Origin of the sequence: Geosporobacter ferrireducens (assembly GCF_001750685.1) — a bacterium.
GTDB lineage: Bacteria > Bacillota > Clostridia > Peptostreptococcales > Thermotaleaceae > Geosporobacter > Geosporobacter ferrireducens.
Genome location: NZ_CP017269.1, coordinates 4,198,339 through 4,220,017 on the forward strand (window position 1 = coordinate 4,198,339; position 21,679 = coordinate 4,220,017).

The window sequence follows — 21,679 nt, forward strand, 5'->3', positions numbered from 1 at the left end:
ATGAATAAAGATGTTCCTGTAAAAAACACATTTGAGAGCTTGCCGCCAGGAGTATGTTTCCCGTGGGAACAAAAATCTAAAGAATTTACCGAGATTAAAGGCGACGCTGAAATTATTAAGAGTGAGTGGGAGAAACTCGATGCCTTAGCTTATGTATATCTTTGGTGGTGGGTACAACGCTAGTCTGCAAACAGCCTAAACGGAATTTTGCTATATTTTAATTTGAGGAGGAATGATTAAAAATGGCACTGTTGACTGATGATCTATCAAAAGCTATTGTGGAGCTTGATGAAGATAGGGTTAAAGAATTAGTAAACATCAGGTTGGAAGCTGGATTGATGCCACTGGATATCGTTAGCAAACTGCAGGAAGGCATGACAGAAGTAGGAAAACGTTTTGAGACAGGAGAATATTTCTTAAGCGAGCTGATCATGGCTGGTGAAATCATGAAGGAGAGGATGGTGGATTTAGAGCCCCGCCTTGCAGATGTAAACAGTGAACACCGGGGTACTATTGTTATCGGTACTGTGAAGGATGATATACATGATCTTGGTAAAGAGATTGTTGTAATGTTGTTAAAAGGTTCCGGATATAACGTTATCGATTTGGGTGTAGATGTCCCCGCAGAGAAATTTGTTGATGCCATTCGCCAAAATAAAGCTCCATTGCTGGCATTAAGTGTACTGTTGACCTCCTGTGTGGAATCCATGAAAAAAACCATTGATACCGTAAGGGCATCTGGCTTGGATGTTAAAATACTAATAGGCGGTGCAATCGTAGATGATAAGGTGAAAGAATTCTGCGGTCCTGATTATGGCAGCACAATTGCCAGTGATGCTGTGAAAATTGCTGAAGAAGTATTTGGCAAGGTAAGCTAGCCAATCTTTATAAATTTCCTTTCATAGATATTATAAGGGGCCTGGTGAGACCCGGAAAGATTTGTTAAGTGAATGATACCGCTAGTAAAAATTTACTAAATTTTTACTAGCGGTATCGAATTTTATCTGTAAAAAAATATAAAATTATCGTGTAATACATCAAAAAAAGAAAAAAACTGTATAAAAAAAGGTAAAAAAGTAACCAAACTCAGTATAAAAAGATAAAACTTTGACTTGAAATATTTGGTTTTATTATTTTTGTAATGAAAGTGTAATAAAATCTATTGACTATTGACTAAATTTTTAGTAAAATTTATACAAGATGGAAAACGCTTTCAAAACAATTCAAGTATTGTAAAGGGGGAAGTATGTATGAAAAAAATATTGGCATTACTGCTGGCATTGACAATGGTACTTACATTGGCTGCATGCGGTCAAAAGCCTGCGGAAGCTCCAGCAGCCGGTGGGGATGCAGGCGTTCCAAAGATAGGAGTAACCATTTACAAATTTGATGACAACTTTATGTCCTTTGTACGCCGTGCAATTGAGACCGGTGGGAAGGATAAAGCAGAACTGATCCTAAACGACTCACAAAACAACCAGGCAACCCAAAATGAGCAAGTAGACATGATGATCTCAAAAGGAGTAAAATCCTTAGCCATCAACCTGGTTGACCCACAAGCAGCACCATCGATCATAGAAAAAGCAAGAGGGGCAAACCTGCCGGTAGTCTTCTTTAACAAAGAGCCGGATGCAGCAGCATTGGCAAGCTATGACCATACATGGTATGTAGGAACAACATCCTCAGAATCGGGAGTCATGCAAGGAAAAATCGTAGCAGACTCCTGGAAAGCAAATCCGGATTGGGATAAAAACGGGGACGGAAAAATCCAGTACGTACTGCTAAAGGGAGAACCAGGCCATCCGGACGCTGAAGCCCGTACAAAATACGTAATCGAAGAAATAAAAAAATCCGGAATCGAAGTAGAAGAACTTGAACTGCAAACCGGAATGTGGGATAGCGTAAAAGGAAAAGAACTGGTAGATGCATGGCTGGCAAAACATGGAGACAAAATCGAATACATCATCGCCAACAACGATGCCATGGCATTGGGAGCCGTATCCTCACTAAAAGCCAATGGATACTTTGAAAACGGCAAATTCATGCCGGTAGTAGGAGTAGATGCCATCCCGGATGCATTAGAACAAATCAAAGGGGGCCTCATGGTAGGAACCGTATTGAACGACGCGAAAAACCAAGGACAGGCAACATTAGACCTGGCATTAAACGTAGCCAATGGAAAAGACCCATTAGAAGGAACCAAATGGACACTAGATGACAAAAAAGCCGTAAGAGTACCCTATGTGGGGATCACATTAGACAATCTGGCCATAGCAGAAGAAGCATACAAATAAGCAACAACCAAAAGAACAGAAAAAACAAGGATGTATAAGCATGCATCCTTGTTTTTAAATAGAAATAGAGAAATAGAAAGGGGTGAAACCTGTGCAGACCAAACAAAAAGAAGAACAAAACAAAGAAAACTACCTGCTGGAAATGATCGGTATCTCAAAAGAATTTCCGGGAGTAAAAGCATTAGACCGGGTAGAACTGAGAGTCAACAAAGGAACAGTGCACGCGCTGATGGGAGAAAATGGTGCAGGGAAATCTACCCTGATGAAATGCCTATTCGGAATCTACCATGCAGACGAAGGAGAAATCTACCTGGAAGGAAAAAAAGTAAACTTCACATCAGCAAAACAAGCCCTAGACAACGGAGTATCCATGGTGCACCAGGAACTAAACCAAGTACGCCAGCGAAGCATCACCGACAACATATGGCTGGGCCGGTATCCCAGAAAAGGCCCCTTCATCGACGAAGAAAAAATGCATAAAGACACAAAGAAAATCTTTGAAGAACTGGACATCCAGCTGGACCCCCGGGAAAAAGTAGAAAAACTAACCGTATCAGAAATGCAAATGGTAGAAATCGCAAAAGCAGTATCCTACAACTCGAAAATAATCGTTATGGATGAACCCACCTCCTCCCTGACAGAAAAAGAAGTAGCCCACCTGTTTAAAATCATCACAGCCCTAAAAGAAAAAGGAGTAGGGATCATCTATATCTCACATAAAATGGAAGAAATCCTACAAATCTCAGACGAAGTAACCGTCATGAGAGACGGCAAGTGGATCACAACCCAAGGGGCAAAAGAACTGACAACCGACAGAATCATCAACCTGATGGTAGGAAGAGACCTGACCCACCGGTTCCCGGAAAAAACCAACGAACCGGGAGAGACCATCCTGCAGATAAAAGAAGTGACAGCCCAGTACCAACCCTCCATACAAGAAATAAACTTTGAACTGAAAAAAGGAGAAATCCTGGGCATAGCCGGCCTGGTAGGCTCAAAACGCACAGACATCGTAGAAGCCCTCTTTGGCATAAGACAAATCAAAAAGGGGCAGATCATCCTCCATGGGAAAGAAATCAAAAACAAGACCCCGGAGGCCGCAATCCAAAACGGATTTGCCCTGGTAACCGAAGAGAGGAGGACAACAGGAATCTTCGGCGTACTAAACATCCTCTTTAACGCGACCATCGCCAACATGGAAAAATACACAAACCCCATAGGACTCCTGAAAGAAGAAAAAACAAAAGAAGACACCCAATGGGTCATCGACAGCATGAGCGTAAAAACCCCGGGACAAAAGACCATGATCAACAGCCTGTCCGGAGGGAACCAACAAAAAGTAATCTTAGGGCGGTGGCTGCTGACACAACCGGAAGTACTCATGCTGGACGAACCCACCCGTGGAATCGACGTAGGAGCAAAATATGAAATCTACCAACTCATGATAGAACTGGCGAAAATGGGAAAAGGCATCCTCATGATCTCATCAGAAATGCCGGAACTCCTAGGAATCACCGATAGAATACTAGTAATGAGCAACGGCCGGGTGGCAGGGATCGTAGAAACCAAAAAAACAACACAAGAAGAAATATTACGCCTATCAGCTAAGTATCTATAGGATAAGGAGAGAGAAAAGTGATACAGGAAAAAACAAAAAAAACAAAGAAAATAACCACCAAAGACATCCTAGCCTGGATGATGAACAATGCAATCTTTCTCGTATTACTGGTATTACTGCTGGTAATCATCACCATATCCCCGGACTTTGTCACCATGAACAACTTCCGAAACATCCTAACCCAAGCCTCAACCCGGATCATCATCGCATTAGGAGTGGGGGGCATCATCATCCTGCAGGGAACGGACCTATCCGCAGGACGAATCGTAGGATTGTCGGCAGTCATCTCCGCATCCCTGCTGCAGGCACCCAGCTATGCCTACAGAATGTACCCGGAACTGCCGGCACTGCCCATCCTGCTGCCCATCCTGCTGGCAGCAGCAGTAGCAGGAGTATTTGGACTCATTAACGGATTTATCATATCCAAACTCAACGTAACCCCCTTTATCACCACACTAGGAACCCAGATCATCGTCTATGGAGTAACCTCCATCTACTTCGACAGACCCCCCTACGGGGCGCAACCGATCGGAGGACTGGACCCAAGATACATGAAATTTGCCCAAGGCAGCTTTAACATAGGAGGATTCATCCTGCCCTACCTGGTCCTCTATGCGGCAGCAGTAACCCTATTCATATGGGTACTATGGAACAAAACCCGCTTTGGGAAAAACATCTATGCGGTAGGAGGGAATCCGGATGCGGCAGTAGTCTCAGGAGTAAACAAAGCAAAAACCATCATCATCGTCTTCGTACTGGCAGGAATGCTCTATGGATTTGCAGGGTCATTAGAAGCGGCGAGAGTAGGGAGTGCCACCAACAACACAGGAAACATGTATGAACTGGATGCCATAGCAGCCTGCGTAGTAGGAGGGGTATCCTTCAGCGGAGGAGTAGGTACCGTAGCAGGAGTCGTCACAGGGGTATTGATCTTCCAGGTTATCAACTATGGATTGGCCTTTATTGGCGTAAACCCATACCTGCAATACATCATAAAAGGACTCATTATCATTACAGCAGTTGCCATTGATACCCGTAAATATATCAAGAAAAAGTAAATTACTTGCTAAGGGGGGACCACTATGCTAGAAATTCTGATAAAAGATTTTGTAAACACATTTCAAAACGAAGAAGGGGTCCATACCTTTTTTGCACCGGGCCGGGTGAACCTGATTGGAGAGCATACAGACTACAATGGAGGCCATGTTTTTCCTTGTGCTTTGAGCTTTGGAACCTATGCCGTTGCCCGCAAAAGAGAGGATGGAAAGCTGAGATTCTTCTCAAAAAATTTTGAGGCCTTTGGCGTGATTGAGACGGATCTTGCGGATTTGGTTTTTGATAAAGCACATGATTGGGCGAATTACCCAAAGGGAGTGATAAAAACTTTTCAGGATGCAGGATACAAAATGGATAAAGGATTGGATGTATTGTTTTACGGAAACATTCCAAACGGAGCAGGGCTGTCTTCCAGTGCATCCATTGAATTAGTAACAGGTACGCTGTTAAAGGTTTTATTTAACCTGGATATTGATCAGGTGGAGATGGTGAAATTAAGCCAAAAATCAGAGAATGAATTTAATGGTGTCAATTGCGGGATCATGGATCAATTTGCCTGTGGTATGGGAAAAAAGGATCATGCCATTTTATTGGACACAAATACTTTGAAATATACCTATGTTCCGGCTAAATTAGAAGGCATCTCCATCGTGATTGCAAATACCAATAAAAGGCGGGATTTGGCAGCTTCGAAATATAACGAAAGGCGTAGTGAATGTGAATGTGCCTTAGAAGTCCTTCAAAAGAAGCTTAATATTTCGTCCTTAGGAGATCTGTCAGAAGAAATGTTTGAACAGCATGCACACTTGATTGAGAATGAGATGCACAGAAAGCGTGCGAGACATGCGGTCTTTGAAAACCAACGGACAATTCAAGCGGTTAAGGCACTGACAGCAGGAGATATACAGCTTTTTGGCAGGCTTATGAATGCTTCCCATGTATCCCTAAGGGATGATTATGAGGTAACAGGAATAGAACTGGATACCCTGGTAACCGCAGCCTGGGAAAATGGTGCCATTGGTTCCAGGATGACTGGAGCTGGATTTGGCGGATGTACTGTAAGCTTGGTCCATAATGATAAGATTGAAGCCTTTATTGAGAAAGTCGGCAGTATATATGAAGAAAAAATTGGATATAAAGCGGACTTTTACGTGGCTTCCATTGATGATGGCGCACGGCAAATATAGTTAGTACTGCAAGAGGTAGTTTTCCCCATCCATATAAAAACTGCCTCTTGCTGTGCATATACAAAAATATAGGATATAATGATTTTAACTTTGTTTTGATAAGGAGGATATGCGATGGCAGTTTTGGTATGTGGAGGAGCTGGGTATATCGGTTCCCATTGTGTATATGCATTAATTGATGCTAAAGAAGAAGTGATTGTAATTGATAACCTGCAAACAGGACACAGAGATGCTGTGCATTCCAGCGCAAAATTTTATCAGGGAGATATTCGGGACCGGGAATTTCTAAATAGGGTTTTTCTTGAAAATCAGATAGAAGCTGTAATCCATTTTGCGGCAAATTCTTTGGTAGGCGTAAGCATTCATGAACCTCTTGCCTACTATAACAACAATGTATACGGTACTCAAGTTTTAATGGAAGTAATGGAACAGCACAGTGTTAAAAGAATCGTGTTTTCTTCCACTGCGGCAACTTATGGGGAACCTGAAAACATACCGATTTTGGAAACCGATAGGACAGAGCCTACCAATCCTTACGGGGAAACAAAACTGGCCGTAGAAAAAATGATGAAGTGGGCAGATCATGCCCATGGGATCAAATATATCATCTTAAGGTACTTTAATGTAGCCGGAGCCCATGAAAGCGGCGCGATCGGAGAAGACCATGATCCGGAGACCCATCTGATTCCACTGATTTTACAGGTACCGCTCAATCAGAGAACACACATAACTGTTTTTGGGGAAGATTATGAAACCCATGACGGCACCTGTGTCCGGGATTATATTCATGTAATGGATCTCGTAGATGCCCATATTCTGGCTTTAAAAAAGCTCGGACAGGGTGGAAACAGTACAGTTTTTAATCTGGGCAACGGAGAAGGCTTTTCAGTAAAAGAGGTAATCGAGGCTGCCAGAAAAGTAACTGGGCATCCAATTCCGGCAGAATTGGGTGAAAGAAGAGCCGGAGATCCCTCAAAGCTCGTAGCCTCAAGTGAAAAGGCAAAGCAGGACCTGGGATGGAAGCCAAGATTTAATAGGATTGACGAAATCATTGCATCAGCCTGGAAATGGCATCAAAGCCATCCTAATGGATTTAAGAAATAAGAGGTGATTTGCCTATGAATATATATAGGGAAATAAAGTGTCTGATTCATTATGGCATCCAAAAAGGATTGCTGGATCCTCAGGATGAAGTCTATGCGCGGAATCGGATTTTAGAAATCTTACATTTAGATGAATATGAAGCGGTAAGGGTAGATGCAGAATCCCTGGAAGAACCGCAGCCAATTTTGAATAGAATATTGGATTATGCCTATGAAAAAGGAATTCTGGAAGAGGATACCGTGACTTACCGTGATCTGATGGATACAAGAATCATGGATTGCCTAATGCCTCGTCCCAGCGAGATCATAAAAAAGTTTTGGGCTGAATACCAAATTTCTCCTGCATTGGCTACAGAAAACTACTATCGGCTGTCTACCGCATCGAATTATATTAGGACTGGAAGAATTAGCAAAAATCTGAGTTGGAAAGCCAGCACGGAGTTTGGAGAACTGGATATTACGATCAATCTCTCTAAACCGGAAAAGGATCCAAAGGCGATTGCTGCAGCAAAAGGTATGAAGTCTTCTTCCTATCCCCTGTGTTTGTTGTGCAAAGAGAATGAAGGCTATAGGGGCCGCATCAATCATCCGGCAAGGCAGAACCATAGAATCATACCTTTACAACTGAATAAGGAAAAGTGGTTTTTTCAGTTTTCACCTTATGTCTATTATAATGAACATGCCATCATCTTTAAGGGATGTCATGAGCCTATGAAGATTTCACGGGCTACCTTCGATCGGCTCTTAGAGTTTGTAGGACAATTTCCCCATTACTTTATTGGATCGAATGCAGATCTGCCGATTGTAGGAGGGTCTATTTTATCCCATGACCATTTTCAAGGGGGAAATTATACTTTTGCAATGGAAAGAGCCCCTTTATTAAAGAAAATGTTTATCAAAGGCTTTGAAGACGTAGAAGCAGGGATTGTCAGATGGCCGCTGTCGGTGATTCGTATCCGGAGCACCGATAGAAACCGGTTAACAGAGCTGGGAGACCTTATTTTAAATGCATGGAAGAATTATAGTGATGAAAGTGTTGATGTCTTAGCTTATACGAAAGAGGAACCCCATAATACCATTACACCGATTGCCCGGTATAAAGATCAAAAGTTTGAGCTGGATTTGGTCCTGAGAAATAACCGTACCAGCAAGGAGCATCCATTGGGGATATTTCATCCTCATAGCGATGTGCATCATATCAAAAAAGAAAATATCGGACTAATTGAGGTCATGGGGCTGGCGGTGCTTCCAGACAGGTTAATTGAAGAATTGGAAATCTTGAAGCAATGTATGCAGGGGACGAGGAATATCCATGAATGTGAAGGCATGGAGAAGCATATAACTTGGTTCCAGATGCTAAAGGCAAAGTATCCCAAGACCGATATAGCATATAATGAAGTTTTGAAAAACGAGGTTGGCCGGATCTTTGAAAGAATTTTATGGGATGCAGGGGTTTTTAAGCAAGATTCAAAGGGTATTGAGGCTTTTACCAGATTTATAGAGCAGATAAGTAGGTGATTTGTATGATTCTAAAGGAAGAGATACTGGTGTTAGAAGGAAAGTTGATTAAAGGGATTATGCTTGAAAACAGGCAGCACATGACAGTGAAATTGCTGAATTACGGAGCTGCAGTTGTGGAACTTTTGGTTCCTGACCGGGAAAAAAAATCTGAAAATATCGTACTAACCCATGAAAAGATTGGAGATTATTTAAAGAATCCTTCCTGTTTTGGGGTTACATTAGGAAGAACTTCCGGGCGGATTGCCAATGGAAGCTTTTCTATAGACGGTAAAGCATATACATTGGAAAAAAACTTTGGCGTTAATCATGGACATGGTGGATTAAAAAATTTCAGTCATCAGATATGGGATTATAAAATTGAGCAGAAAGAAGCTTGTACAACCGTTATTTTTCAATATACCAGCAAGGACATGGAAGAAGGTTATCCGGGAAATTTAGAGGTTCAGGTAAGCTATACCCTGACAGAAGAAAATGAGCTTTTGATAGAATATGAAGGGGTTACAGATAAAAAGACACTGTGCAATTTAACCAATCATTCCTATTTTAATTTGTCTGGAAACTACCGGCGAAAGGTAACGGAACAAAAGCTAAAGATTCGATCCGATCAGTTCTTAGAGCTGAATGAAAACCAAGTACCTACCGGGAGATTTATCGATGTAACCCATACACCCATGGATTTCCGACACCTAAAGCGGATTGGCAAAGACATAGAAAGCGACTACGTGCAGCTGCGAAGAACCAATGGATATGACCATCCCTGGATATTGGAGGGGAAAGAGAGCCAGATTGAAATGATTGATGAGATTAGCGGCAGAAAAATGAGTGTAAGCACCACCTATCCAAGTGTAGTGGTCTATAGCTATAACTATCCCAATCAAGAGAAACTTAAGGGGGGGAAGGTTGGAAGCAAATATGACGGGATTTGCTTTGAAACCCAGTATGAACCCGACGGTATAAACCATGCGCATCTCCATCAAGGAATTCTGGATGTTGGAGAGCGCTATGATCATAAAACGCTATTTAAATTTACAACGGTCTAGGGGGATGAAAGGTGTATCTAGGCGTAGATTATTATCCGGAGCACTGGGAAGAGCATATGCTGGAGGAAGACCTGCGGCGTATTCAAAATATGGAAGCAAATATGATTCGAATAGGTGAATTTGCCTGGCATCTTATGGAGCCTGTTGAAGGCAATTATGATTTTTCCTTTTTTGATAAAGTGATTGAAAAGGCAAAAACATATCATCTAAAGGTGATGTTCGGGACACCGACAGCGACCTTTCCAGCATGGCTGGCAAAGAAGCATCCGTCCATTCTATCGAAGGATGAATACGGACAGAAAAGGGTGTTTGGAGGAAGAAGACAGTACTGTTATAATTCTGATATTTATAGAGAATACAGTGCAAGAATTGTAAAAAAGCTGGTGACGCATTACCAAGGCGAAGAAAATATCGTTGCCTGGCAGATTGATAATGAATTTGGTCATGAAGGAAGCGATTTGTGCTACTGTGAGCAATGCCATAGGAAATTTCAACAATTCTTAGAGGAAAGATATAAAACCATTGATAAATTAAATCAGGTTTACGGAACCATCTTCTGGGGGCAGACCTATAACGATTTTGATGAGATTCCACTGCCGCAGCCCACCATTACTACCCATAACCCCAGCCTGCGGCTGGATTGGGCGCGGTTTCGATCACATACGATAAATAGCTATGGGAAAATGCAGATTGAACTTGTCCGGACACTAAAGGGAGATCACCAACAGGTGACACACAATTTTTACGGAGGTTTCTTTGAAAAGGCCTATGATCAAAATGTGATGGCAGAAAGCTTGGATTTTGTGTCCTATGATAATTATCCGGTTTGGGGAGGTCTTCGCGAACCCCTGGAACCGGCACATATTGCCATGACCCATGGCTATATCCGCGGTTTGAAAAATAAGAACTACTGGGTTGCAGAAGCGTTAATGGGTGCCCAGGGGCACAATGTAATCGGCTACCTTCCAAGACCCAATCAAGCAAGAATGTGGGCTTACCAAGCAATGGCCCATGGCTGCGAAAACCTGTTGTTTTTCCGTTGGCGTGGAATGACAAGGGGAGCAGAGCAATTTTGCCTTGGAATTATCGATCAACATAATGAAAAGGGACGAAAATATGAAGAGGTCCGGTCTTTTATGGAAGATATAAGAAATTATGAATCCATATTAAAAAGCGAGATCCAATCAGATATAGCAGTGGTATATGATTATGATAATACGTGGTCCTGGTATATTCAGCAGCAGTCTGTCACATTTAATTTTACTCAGGAGCTTGTCCGTTTGTACACCCCTTTCCATCGGCTCAATACGAACATAGATGTGATCAGCACTCAAAAAGATTTTTCCAAATATAAAGTGCTGATTGTACCGGTAATGCAGATGATTGATGAAGAACTGGGAAAGCGGTTTGAAACCTTTGCCGGAAATGGCGGTACGATTATTTTTTCTTTTAGGGCCGGTATTAAAGACCGGGACAATAATCTTCATTTTCAAAAGGTATATCCCTGTCACATCCAGGGGATTACAGGGATAAAAATATTAGAATCAGAATCTCTTCAGACAGGACAGGAAGTGGAGATTACCGGTTTGGGAGATTATGAAGGCAGGGAGGGAAAATGTGCAGTTTGGCGAGACTTGATTACAGCTGAAAAAGCGCAGGTGTTATATCGGTATAATGATAAATTTTATCGTGAGAATGCATGTATTACAGTGAATGCTTATAAATCAGGAATGGTATACTATGTGGGCGGAGGTGTAGATGAACACATATTGCAGGACATTGCAAGGACTGTTGTTACCGAACAGGGTATTCGAATGATGGATTCACCGGGGGGGTTAGAGATTATCATTCGAGACGTAGACAGTGAGGAATGGTTGATTCTCAATAATCACACCGATGAAGAGATTGTTTTTAAGGGAATTACGATGGCACCCTATGACAGTAAAATCCTTAAAAACTGTGATTTAAACCCCTAGTTCTATGATGCATAGAGATTGGGTTTCGAAAGGAAGACGTGTATGGCTACAATAAAAGATATCGCAAAAATAGCGGGTGTATCCCCTGCAACTGTATCTCGTGTATTGAATAATGATACGGGTCTTTCTGTTGCGGAGGATACAAGAAAACGAATTTTCCAAGTGGCAGAAGAACTGGATTATAAGACAGTGAAGGAAAGAAGTAGAAATATAGAAAAGCGTATTAATTTGGGTATTATTCACTGGTATTCACCAAAAGAAGAGCTGGGAGATCCATATTATCTGTCCATCCGAAAAGGAATTGAAAAAGAGTGCTATCATAAAAAAATAGAAATTACTACTATTTTTAAAAATGATGACAAATATACAACCAATGAACTGAAGGATATTGATGGGGTTATTGCCATAGGAAAATTTAGTAAAGAGGATATTGAAGCCTTTTCAATCTATTCTAAAAATATTGTTTTTGTAGATTTTGCACCTGAAGGAATGATCTATGATTCAGTGGTAAGTGATTTTAGGACAACGGTGCTGGAACTGCTGTCTTACTTATATCATCAAGGCCACCGGAAAATCGGATATATTGGCGGAAAAGAATATGTAGGAGCGAACAGAGAGGTTATAAAGGATGAACGGGATCTGACCTATTATGAATTTGTAAAGGAAAAGGGGATTTTCGACCCGGAGTGTGTATATCTGGGCAAGTTTACAGCAGAAAGCGGTTACGAATTAATGAAAAAGGCTATCCGGAAAGAGTCTTTACCTTCTGCATTTTTTCTGGCCAATGATTCTATCGCCATCGGGGCCATGAGAGCTCTCTATGAGGCGAATATCAACGTACCGAATGAAGTGAGCATTATTGCTTTCAATGATAATCCCACATCAAAATATCTGGTGCCGCCATTAAGTACGGTGAAAATCCATACCGAGTTTATGGGAATTACAGCGGTAAGTTTATTACTGGAACGGATCCATGACCACCGAGAAATTGTTAAAAAAATTGTCATACCATCAGAGTTAGTTCTACGGGAAAGCAGCAAGTGAATTGCTGCTTTTAGTATTTTTTGCTGAAGGTTTAAAGCATTACTTTTAAAGTAAACAATAGCACTTTTAAAGAAAAAAAGTATATGTTTATGGGTAAAGCATCCATACTAGAGATAAGAATCCAGTATGGGGGTTTTATAATTGAAGTTTTTAAAGCGGTTATTGAACAGTTCAAAAAGCTATCAGAAAGAAATAAATATTGTTGATAGAGCAGAATACAACAAACAACAGCTTTCAAAAGATATCAACATCAACAGATCTCTTTTGCAAAAGATGTTTAAAGATAGCGATGATATTTTTTTTAGAGAGATAGGCATCAAAGACCAGGAGGAGATTAGGCATGCACTTTTAATATACGCTTCGAATTTAGTTAATGTAAATATTGTTAACGAGGATATTATCCGTCCGCTACTTTCATGTAACTTGTCAAGTCCGGACAAATACAGGCAGGAAGACTGCTTTCCCATGAATATAGAAGAGATCGTCAGTGTCAGTAAAGTTGATACAGTGACGGATTTCAAAGAATTGGTGGAAGCAGTTTTGTCTGGAAATACGGTGCTGATCCTAGAACATTATGAGAGGGGATTAAGTCTCAGCAGCCAGGGTAGGGATACCAGAAATATAGAAGAGTCTAATGTAGAAAGTATTGTCCGGGGGCCTCGGGATAGCTTTATTGAAGATATAGAAACCAACATTGGATTGATACGAACCCGGCTGAAAAGTACATCCCTAAAAGCTAAAAAAACGATTATTGGAAATGAGAGTCATACGACGGTCTATATTTGTTATATGGAAAACATCGTGAATCAACAGACCTTAGAAGAGGTTGTGAAAAAGCTGAATAACATTCAAATCGATGGGATCTTTGAAAGCGGATATATTGAGCAGTATTTAGAAAGCAGCCCATATTCTCCATTTCCTCAAATGCAAATTACAGAGCGACCGGACAAAGTTTGTGGAAATTTGCTGGAGGGAAGAATTATTATTTTAATTGACGGCAGCCCGCAGGCGCTAATACTCCCCATATCTTTTTTTCAACTCTTTCAATCTCCTGAAGACTATTATGAACGAATACTTTTTGGCAATTTTTCAAGGCTGCTGCGTTTCATAGGTTTTATTGTTGCAACATCCTTGCCATCAATTTATGTAGCATTAATTTCCTTTCATCATGAAATGCTGCCTATGGACCTAGTGGTCGACTTGTCCAGAACCAGGGCACAAGTTCCCTTTCCACCGGTAGTAGAGGCACTGTTAATGGAAATTACCATAGAACTTTTGCGGGAGGCCAGCGCACGTTTGCCGAATACCATTGGACAAACCATAGGAATTGTAGGGGCGATTGTTATAGGCGATGCAGCAATTAGTGCAAATCTTGCCAGTCCCACCATGATTATTGTAGTAGCAATTACTGCAATTGGCAGCTATGTGCTTCCCCATTACAGTACCTCTTATTCTCTGCGCTTAATTCGGTTTCCTATTATCCTAATGGCAGCTACCTTTGGCGCTTTTGGGATCATTATCGCATGGACATGGATTATTATCCATCTATGCAGCCTTGAATCCTTTGGATTTCCGTATCTTTCTCCACTGGCACCCCTTGACGCCGAATTGAAAAAGGATGCTATACTTAGGGGACCTGTGTGGCGTTTTGGAAAACGGCCAAATACAGCAAACAAAAAAAATCAAATGAGAAAGTAGAAAAAGGAGTAGGTACCCGTGTATAAAAGATATAAAAATGGTGAAATAACGGCGATTCAATCATTTATTATTTTAATCAGCATTATGATTGGTACGGGTGTTTTAGGACTTTCAAAAGCAGTAGCTGAAGTTTCCCGGCAGGATGCATGGATTTCTGTTTTGCTAAATGGGATATTTATCGGTTTCGTGATGATGATCATTATTTATACCGTCAGTAGATTTCCGAAATATAATTTCTTTCAATATACAAGTCATTTGCTGGGTAAGCTATTGGGTTATCTTATTACATTTAGCTTTGTTATTTACGCCATTTTAGTTACGGCCACTGTGATTCGTTTTTTGTCGGAAATGATAAGTACATGGCTTTTGCAGAGTAGTCCATTATTTGTTATTAATCTTATCATCGTGGCTACTGTAGTCTACATGGTTAAAAACGGAATAACTGTATTGGCCAGGTATAATGAGGTAATCATATTTATGTTAATTCCTTTTGCTTTGCTGATACTTGTAGGTCTGCCGGAGGCCTCTTTTGTCAATTTGAGACCGGTTGGAGGTACAGGAATTACTACGATTATAAAGGGAGCAACACCTTCTTTTTTTTCTTTTGCCGGGTATGAGGTGCTCTTAGTGTATTATCCCTATATTTCCAATAAACAACAACCGATTATGAGAAATTCTGTGGTAGCTGTTTTATTTGTAACGTTGTTTTACACTGCTTCTGTAGCAGCTCAAATTGCTCTGTATGGGCCACAGGAAATCAAACATGTATTATATCCATCTATTAACTATTTGACATCTGTTGACTTTCCGGTATTTGAAAGAGTAGAGATATTTTTTACAATATTCTGGGTATTTACGGTTTTGGGAACAATCGGAATCCAATATCTAGCCGGTTGTATACTGCTGCAGAATGTCTTTTCGAATAAAAAAACAAGCTTTTTTGCATATATATTATCGCCTATTGTCTATGTCATTACACTATATCCTCAAAGCACCAGAGACGTCATAGATTTAGGCGATACTGTTGGAAAAGCCAATATATTTTTCGGATTAATATTTCCTTTAATTATTTTTGTTCTTTACTTTATTCGAGGGAGGAAGCCCCGGTATGAGAAAAATAATTAAGCTGCTAATAATGCTCCTAATGAGTACTTCACTGACAGCCTGCTGGGATTCAACAGGTTTGGAGAATTTGTTGCTGGTATACGGTCTCGGAATCGATATTAGTAAAGAAGATCCGGAAAAATATTTGTTTACCATTGGATTTCCTACAATTATTGAGGAAGCACCGGAAAAGAAAATGGAATTCTTTACGGAAGCACCATCACTGGGAAAAGGAAAGAGTAATCTGCAAAATAAGGTTTACCGCAAAATCTCTTATGATAATATCAAGGTTATTGTATTTGGTGAAGAGGCAGCAAGAAAAGGAATTTTGCCACATATTGATTCAATGTTCAGGGAACCGCTTTTTCGGGGAACGACCCGGTTTGCAGTTGTAGAAGATAGGGCTGTAGAACTGCTTTCTATGGAACCCCCGGTTTCTCTCTTAGTAAGCAGCTTTTTATTCGATTCGATTCAACAAAATTACGAATCTACTACGGTTCCTATTATGACTTTGAGAAAGTTCAGCCATGAATACTATACCGATGGGATTGAGCCTGCAATGCCGTACATCTGCTACGGAGCCAACCGAAGGGAAATAAATATCGGCTGTGTTGCCTTGTTTCAAAAAGATAAAATGATTCATACACTGCATGGGGATAATAGCAGGGGTTTTATGATACTAAGAGATGAGATACACCGGGGCATTTACTCTTTTAAATATAAGACGAAAGAGGAGGACACCGATGAATACACATCTATCAATTTAAAGGGCGGAAAAAGCAAAATTAAAGTAAAACTGGAAGATTCCAAATTACACATCTATCAAGATATAACAATCAATTGCAACCTTGCAGAATATACGCCTAAAGAAATCATATTTACAAAGGAAAAATTAAAAGCGTTGGAAGATTATATGGCTGAAGAAATAAAGAAGGACTTAATAAGTACAATAAGAATTCTGCAGAAGGAATTAAAAAATGATAATATTGGTTATGGCCAATATGTTAAGGCGGAATATCCTGAGTATTTTGATTGTGAGAACTGGAACGAACAGTTTGCTGCTGCGATTTTTCATATAAATACCCGTGTGAAGATTAAAAATGTAGGAGTCACTCCGTAATTTACAGACGAAAAAATATTGTTAAAATTCAGAAGTATTTAGAGATAAACAAAGGCGATATTGTTGTATCGCCTTTGTTTATCTCTATGAAGTTATGCCTATAGCCCTGCAGCTTTCTTAATTGCCTGTTGATGCTGCGGATCCGGCTTGTTGTCTTTGTGACGTTTGCTGTTTTTAAAATGAATATCTACATGGCCGCTCATGTCATTTCCTTTAACAAAATCATAATTATATCCTCTGCCATATCCGCCGCTCCGATTAGATACAGTCTGGCCAGCCGGTTTGCCTTCGACTCCGGCATGGGGCATGGCTGTCATGGAAGCGGCAATGATTTGATTGTCCTTATGTACAAGTACAGGCCTTCTATTCCAACTAAAGCCCCCCCAGATATTTTTCATGACTGCGGTATCTTGCTTGGTCATGGTTTCTACATCTGCATGATTTGTTCCCGCTGTCATTTTTACGCGAAAGGTTTTGCCTGTAGCCAAATCCTCTACAGTAAAGACATCACCTCTTTTAATGGTTTTAGATACACTGCTCCACCAATCCAGGTACTGTCCCGTCTTCTTTCTGGAAGTACTTCTGCTGACTTGGTTTGTACTGGCTTGCACTAAACCTAGAGATTGAATTTTTTTTAATGTAGAAGCACCTACCACTCCGTCTTCCTTTAAACCATACTTACGCTGAAAACTTTTCACTGCTTTTTCTGTAACCGGACCAAAGTATGTAGTCGTTGATTGATCGGGAAAGCTGCCATCTTTCCTTAATGCCTCTTGAATCACCTTGACATCATTATGTCTTGTACCAATCCTATAAACTTTGTTTGAAAAAGTATATCCTTCCGCGCTGGCTGCATTGGCTGTAAATATAAAACAGAAAACCAAAAGCACCAGCATATGTAAAGCTCTTTTCATTAGTTGTTCCTCCTTATTTACGAATCGTCCATCCGGTGATCCTGTTCGTAAAATAATTTGTTAGTACCTAACGCTCATGCCTAATAGTCTATCATTTATAGTTTACATAAGACAAGCATTTTTAGAAATTGGATAAATTTACCTGAAACTTTTTTCAAAGCCTTTACGTCTCAAAAAAATCATGGCTTGTAAATAAGCCATGATAGAAAGGTTAAAGGGATTTGCAAGTTCGGATACCAGGATCTTCTGCCAAACAGCATATGCGGTCATATTCGGTTTGAAAGTCCGTTACATTTTCAAGAGGTTCTTCCAAAAAGGACATAAAACTGGAAAGAGAAGTATTAAGAAGGTTTTGATTCAAGCTATATACGCTTCGCTGTCCTTCTTTTGCATCATCAACGATCCCCGCATGTTTTAATATTTTCAGGTGTTGAGAAATCCTAGGTTGACTCATTCTCAACGTTGCTTCCAATTCACAGACATACATCGGCTTGTGGGCAAGCAGGCGAATAATCCGAATTCGCGTAGACTCACCTAAGGCTTTAAAAAGTGTTTCAAATTCCATAAATCGATACCTCCAGGATCACCAGAACATTAAGCGTATATAAATAAATGTCACAGGGGATGGATATTCTTTCTATAGCAGGATTATTGCCAAATAATTACGGTAGATATACTTGATGGTCTTATTATATAAAAGATAGCCGTAAAAGTCAAAATACGGCAGGATAAAAAGCATATTACCTTTAAAATGCATTGACACACAGCTTATGCTATATCATAATATATATAGACATACATCTATATATTAGTCGTAGGCTGCCTGTAGATGTGCTTGAAGGAATGATATAATAAAAAAACTTGGAGGAAACCAATATGAATAGAGTAGACATCAATATTTTTGCTGCGAGGCAAGCAGGGTGTGGCTGTAGCTGTGCTAAAAGCTGCAAAGCAACCAGAACAATTATGGATGATATTCAGGATCTAAAAAATGCAATTAAAGAGGAGGGTTTGGTTGATAAAGTAGCATCCATGAAGTTTATTAATATATTTTCTCCCGCGCTGGAGAAATATCCGCAGATTTTTAAGCTTATGAGTGATGAGACAACACAGGCACCTATTGTGGCCTTTGGAGAAGCAGTTGTGACGGAAGGGAATGTTGATATCGGACAAATTATCAATGAATTAAAGGAAATATAGGCAAGAAAACAGCCTGTGTTATTAAATGCCCAGAAAAAATGAAAAAAATCGCTAATGATGCATACTTTTGGGTACAATAGAATATATCGAAAAATCAACGGAAGGTGAGGTGCAGCTATGAAGAAAATTTTGATATTCTTTTTTGTACTTATTTTGTTAACAGGATGCAGAGGGCAGACCCCTGCAGAAGAGGAACAAAAAAATTATACACTTAAAGATTATTATCCATTTGTAGAAAATGCACTATATATTTATGGTGGAGAAGGTAATGAATTTGCTGAAAAACAAGTTTATTTTGACTATATAAGAGGAAATAGGGCTCAGCTCCGTGTAATCAATCCCGGAACGACCATGGCTCAAGTTATAGAAATCGAAGGAGGAGAGATTCGCAGGTCCATCTCTAGAGAAGAACATTATCACTTTGAAGATATAACAGCAGATGTGGAAGGAAACAAGGAAATTCTCTTAATGGAACCATTAGAAAAAGGAACTTCTTGGAAATTACCTGATGGAATGGAGCGCAGCATTACAGGAGTAGATGTGGAAGTAAAAACGCCTTCAGGTACTTATAAAGCCTTGGAAGTCGTCACAATTATGGGAGAAGGCACAAAACAGCTGGATTATTACGTAGCCAATATTGGGCATGTCAAATCAGTATTTCAGTCAACGGATTTTGAAGTCATTACGGAACTGGAACGTATCATTGAGAATCAACCATTAGAGCATAGCATGACACTATTTTTTCCTGATGTGGTTCAGGAGCAGCAGATTTATGTAGAAAGAAATATTGATATTAAAACCAATGAAGATATCAAAAAAGTGTTTGAAACACAAATGAAAAATCCACCGGATAAAGATATTATAGCGCCGCTGAGTCAGAATACCAAGATAAATGAAATAGGTCGGGACGCAAATGAGGATTTGGTAACGGTTGATTTTTCCAAAGAGTTGGTACAAGAGATGAATGTTGGCGCTTATGGTGAGGGACAAATTCTAGATGCGATTGTCAACACTTTTGGAACCAACTATAATGTAAGAAAAGTGATGATCCGGGTGGATGGGAAACCCTATCAATCGGGACATTTTGAAATGAGGGAAGGAGAATATTTTACAGTAAGTCCTGAAAAAGCTAAGAGATATGGTGATTAAAAAATCCTGCTTCGGCAGGTTTTTTTGTTGTTTATGATTTCACAAAGCATAAAGACAGCGCAATCCTTTTCATGTATAATAAAGGTATTAAGAATGCTATGGGACAAGCTAGATAATTGGGTACTGTAGAGGGTGGAGGAGGAGCGTATGTTTCTAAGAAATCACTTAATTCATGGGCGTAACCGATTATTGCTGACGTACATATCCGTATTGTATCTAGCAAACTTTAGTCTGAATCTATTGATTTACCGAAACTTTTCTATAGTATCCCTTTCTGTGGGTGTAATTTTTGCAGCCATTCTTTTTATATTGGTACGAAATAAAAAAAGACCTGTACTTACGATGTATTTTATGATTTGCTTTCTTTTTTGCTTTACTTTTTTTTTAACACTTACTCATCTTTCCTTGGTCAGCTATATGCTCTTCTGGTTGGCAGTAATACTCAGTGCTTTATATTTGGAGCGAGGAATCATTGTTCTTTCCGGGTTTTTAAAGTGTCTTGCCACATTATATTTTTTTAATAAATATCAGCTACAGATTTTTCCGGGAGCTGATCCTCAAAGTCTTGCATTTCTCCTGTTATTTGATGCTTTCTTAATTATTTTTCTACTTATAGTTACTGCTGTATTTAAAAAACTTTTGGATAAGGCAGAAGAAGGGCAGCAGCAGCTGAATAGTATTTTAAACAATACGGATGTAGTGACTTGGTCTCTAAATCTTCAAACGGGGCGGATGCTGTTTTCTCCAAATATTGAAAAGCTTAGCGGCAGATCTCCCGAATATTTCATCAAAAACAAAGAAGGCTGGAGAAGCATTATACATCCATCTGATTTATCTTATGCCAGCAAAGAAATGCATAAGCAGCTCTTGGGAGACATGAAGCCCGTTGAATACCGAATTGTTACTATGAATGGGGAGGATCGCTGGGTACAGAGTAGGGGATCTCTTGTTAAGGATGAATCGAATAAACTGATAAGAATTGATGGTGTGCTGATTGATATCACGCCACAAAAGAAATTAGAGGATAAAATGATCCAGATGGCCCTTCATGATCCTTTGACGGGGCTGCCAAACCGAGTGCACTTTAATAATCGTGTAACGGAGGCTTTGGAACGGGTAAAGCGAAAAAAGCAGCAGATGTCGATATTCTTTATTGACTTAGACGGTTTTAAGAAAATTAATGATACTTACGGACATGATGTTGGGGATGTTGTGCTAAAAGATGTTGCGGAGAGATTAAGGGCAATCTTCCGGGAGAATGATATTCTATGCCGTATTGGCGGTGATGAGTTTATGGTATTGTTGGAGATAACTTCAATACAACATGCGGAAAAGGCAGCAAAAAGAATTTTAGAAGAACTGGCAAGCCCCTTTCAGTTTCAGGAGAGATCCATTTATGTGAGCCCCAGCATAGGCATTAGTATATATCCTATGGATGGGTTAGATATTGAATCCCTTATCAAAAAAGCTGATGATGCCATGTATGCAGTCAAAAAGAAAGGAAAGAACAATTATCAATTTTATAGTATACATACAGCATAGAAATAGGATAGGATTGTCCTGTTTTTATGCTAAAGAATATTGTATTCATTGGAAAAACTGAGAATATACCGTTTAAAGATTTGGATGCAGGGTAGTAAATGATAATAAATATC

19 protein-coding genes are annotated in these 21,679 nt (G+C 40.0%); 17 read left to right on the top strand and 2 right to left on the bottom strand.

Annotated features, from left to right (window positions below; all coding sequences use genetic code 11):
- From Gferi_RS19805 to Gferi_RS19870, 14 genes are all read left to right on the top strand, one after another.
- On the top strand, window positions 1-183 hold the full coding sequence (locus tag Gferi_RS19805; RefSeq protein ID WP_069979568.1) for a hypothetical protein: 183 nt from the start codon (window positions 1-3) through the stop codon (window positions 181-183).
- Window positions 184-242: 59 nt separating this feature from the next.
- Window positions 243-878, top strand: a complete 636-nt coding sequence (locus tag Gferi_RS19810) for a cobalamin B12-binding domain-containing protein (protein WP_069979570.1) — start codon at window positions 243-245, stop codon at window positions 876-878.
- A 372-nt stretch (window positions 879-1,250) separates the two neighbouring features.
- Window positions 1,251-2,294 carry a galactose/glucose ABC transporter substrate-binding protein MglB gene (gene mglB / locus Gferi_RS19815; protein ID WP_069977865.1) on the top strand — a complete coding sequence of 348 codons (1,044 nt, stop codon included), beginning with the start codon at window positions 1,251-1,253 and terminating at the stop codon, window positions 2,292-2,294.
- Between the two features lie 91 nt (window positions 2,295-2,385).
- Window positions 2,386-3,912: a galactose/methyl galactoside ABC transporter ATP-binding protein MglA gene (gene mglA, locus Gferi_RS19820; RefSeq protein ID WP_257785949.1), complete on the top strand. Its 1,527-nt coding sequence runs from the start codon at window positions 2,386-2,388 to the stop codon at window positions 3,910-3,912.
- Window positions 3,913-3,929: 17 nt separating this feature from the next.
- Window positions 3,930-4,970, top strand: coding sequence for a galactose/methyl galactoside ABC transporter permease MglC (mglC, locus tag Gferi_RS19825; RefSeq protein WP_330389292.1), 1,041 nt, complete (start codon window positions 3,930-3,932; stop codon window positions 4,968-4,970).
- 24 nt (window positions 4,971-4,994) lie between these two features.
- Entirely contained in the window at window positions 4,995-6,155 is a 1,161-nt protein-coding gene (locus Gferi_RS19830; protein WP_069979571.1) for a galactokinase, read from the top strand.
- Between the two features lie 114 nt (window positions 6,156-6,269).
- Window positions 6,270-7,259: a UDP-glucose 4-epimerase GalE gene (gene galE, locus Gferi_RS19835; RefSeq protein ID WP_069979572.1), complete on the top strand. Its 990-nt coding sequence runs from the start codon at window positions 6,270-6,272 to the stop codon at window positions 7,257-7,259.
- 14 nt (window positions 7,260-7,273) lie between these two features.
- Window positions 7,274-8,776, top strand: a complete 1,503-nt coding sequence (gene galT / locus Gferi_RS19840; RefSeq protein ID WP_069979573.1) for a UDP-glucose--hexose-1-phosphate uridylyltransferase — start codon at window positions 7,274-7,276, stop codon at window positions 8,774-8,776.
- Between the two features lie 5 nt (window positions 8,777-8,781).
- Window positions 8,782-9,819 carry an aldose epimerase family protein gene (locus tag Gferi_RS19845; RefSeq protein ID WP_069979574.1) on the top strand — a complete coding sequence of 346 codons (1,038 nt, stop codon included), beginning with the start codon at window positions 8,782-8,784 and terminating at the stop codon, window positions 9,817-9,819.
- Between the two features lie 11 nt (window positions 9,820-9,830).
- Window positions 9,831-11,795: a beta-galactosidase gene (locus Gferi_RS19850; protein WP_069979576.1), complete on the top strand. Its 1,965-nt coding sequence runs from the start codon at window positions 9,831-9,833 to the stop codon at window positions 11,793-11,795.
- A gap of 42 nt (window positions 11,796-11,837) precedes the next feature.
- A complete protein-coding gene (locus Gferi_RS19855) occupies window positions 11,838-12,839 on the top strand; it encodes a LacI family DNA-binding transcriptional regulator (protein ID WP_069979578.1) in 1,002 nt (333 codons plus the stop codon).
- A gap of 141 nt (window positions 12,840-12,980) precedes the next feature.
- Complete coding sequence (locus Gferi_RS19860; protein ID WP_069979583.1) at window positions 12,981-14,537, top strand: spore germination protein; 1,557 nt, start codon at window positions 12,981-12,983, stop codon at window positions 14,535-14,537.
- A gap of 18 nt (window positions 14,538-14,555) precedes the next feature.
- Window positions 14,556-15,662 (top strand): GerAB/ArcD/ProY family transporter, encoded by a 1,107-nt coding sequence (locus Gferi_RS19865; protein ID WP_069979584.1) that lies wholly within the window; start codon window positions 14,556-14,558, stop codon window positions 15,660-15,662.
- Window positions 15,646-16,761 carry a Ger(x)C family spore germination protein gene (locus Gferi_RS19870; RefSeq protein ID WP_069979585.1) on the top strand — a complete coding sequence of 372 codons (1,116 nt, stop codon included), beginning with the start codon at window positions 15,646-15,648 and terminating at the stop codon, window positions 16,759-16,761. Before Gferi_RS19865 ends, Gferi_RS19870 begins: the two co-directional genes overlap by 17 nt.
- Window positions 16,762-16,859: 98 nt before the next feature.
- Here Gferi_RS19870 and Gferi_RS19875 read toward each other — a convergent pair whose 3' ends face one another.
- On the bottom strand, window positions 16,860-17,675 hold the full coding sequence (locus Gferi_RS19875; protein WP_069979586.1) for a peptidoglycan-binding domain-containing protein: 816 nt from the start codon (window positions 17,673-17,675) through the stop codon (window positions 16,860-16,862).
- 211 nt (window positions 17,676-17,886) lie between these two features.
- On the bottom strand, window positions 17,887-18,240 hold the full coding sequence (locus tag Gferi_RS19880) for an ArsR/SmtB family transcription factor (protein ID WP_069979588.1): 354 nt from the start codon (window positions 18,238-18,240) through the stop codon (window positions 17,887-17,889).
- A gap of 311 nt (window positions 18,241-18,551) precedes the next feature.
- Between Gferi_RS19880 and Gferi_RS19885 the strand changes: the two genes are divergently transcribed.
- The 3 genes from Gferi_RS19885 (at window position 18,552) to Gferi_RS19895 (ending at window position 21,566) form a co-directional block, all read left to right on the top strand.
- On the top strand, window positions 18,552-18,875 hold the full coding sequence (locus Gferi_RS19885) for a hypothetical protein (RefSeq protein ID WP_069979590.1): 324 nt from the start codon (window positions 18,552-18,554) through the stop codon (window positions 18,873-18,875).
- A gap of 117 nt (window positions 18,876-18,992) precedes the next feature.
- A complete protein-coding gene (locus tag Gferi_RS19890) occupies window positions 18,993-20,024 on the top strand; it encodes a GerMN domain-containing protein (protein ID WP_069979592.1) in 1,032 nt (343 codons plus the stop codon).
- A 147-nt stretch (window positions 20,025-20,171) separates the two neighbouring features.
- Window positions 20,172-21,566, top strand: coding sequence for a sensor domain-containing diguanylate cyclase (locus Gferi_RS19895; protein ID WP_069979597.1), 1,395 nt, complete (start codon window positions 20,172-20,174; stop codon window positions 21,564-21,566).
- Window positions 21,567-21,679 lie beyond the last annotated feature (113 nt).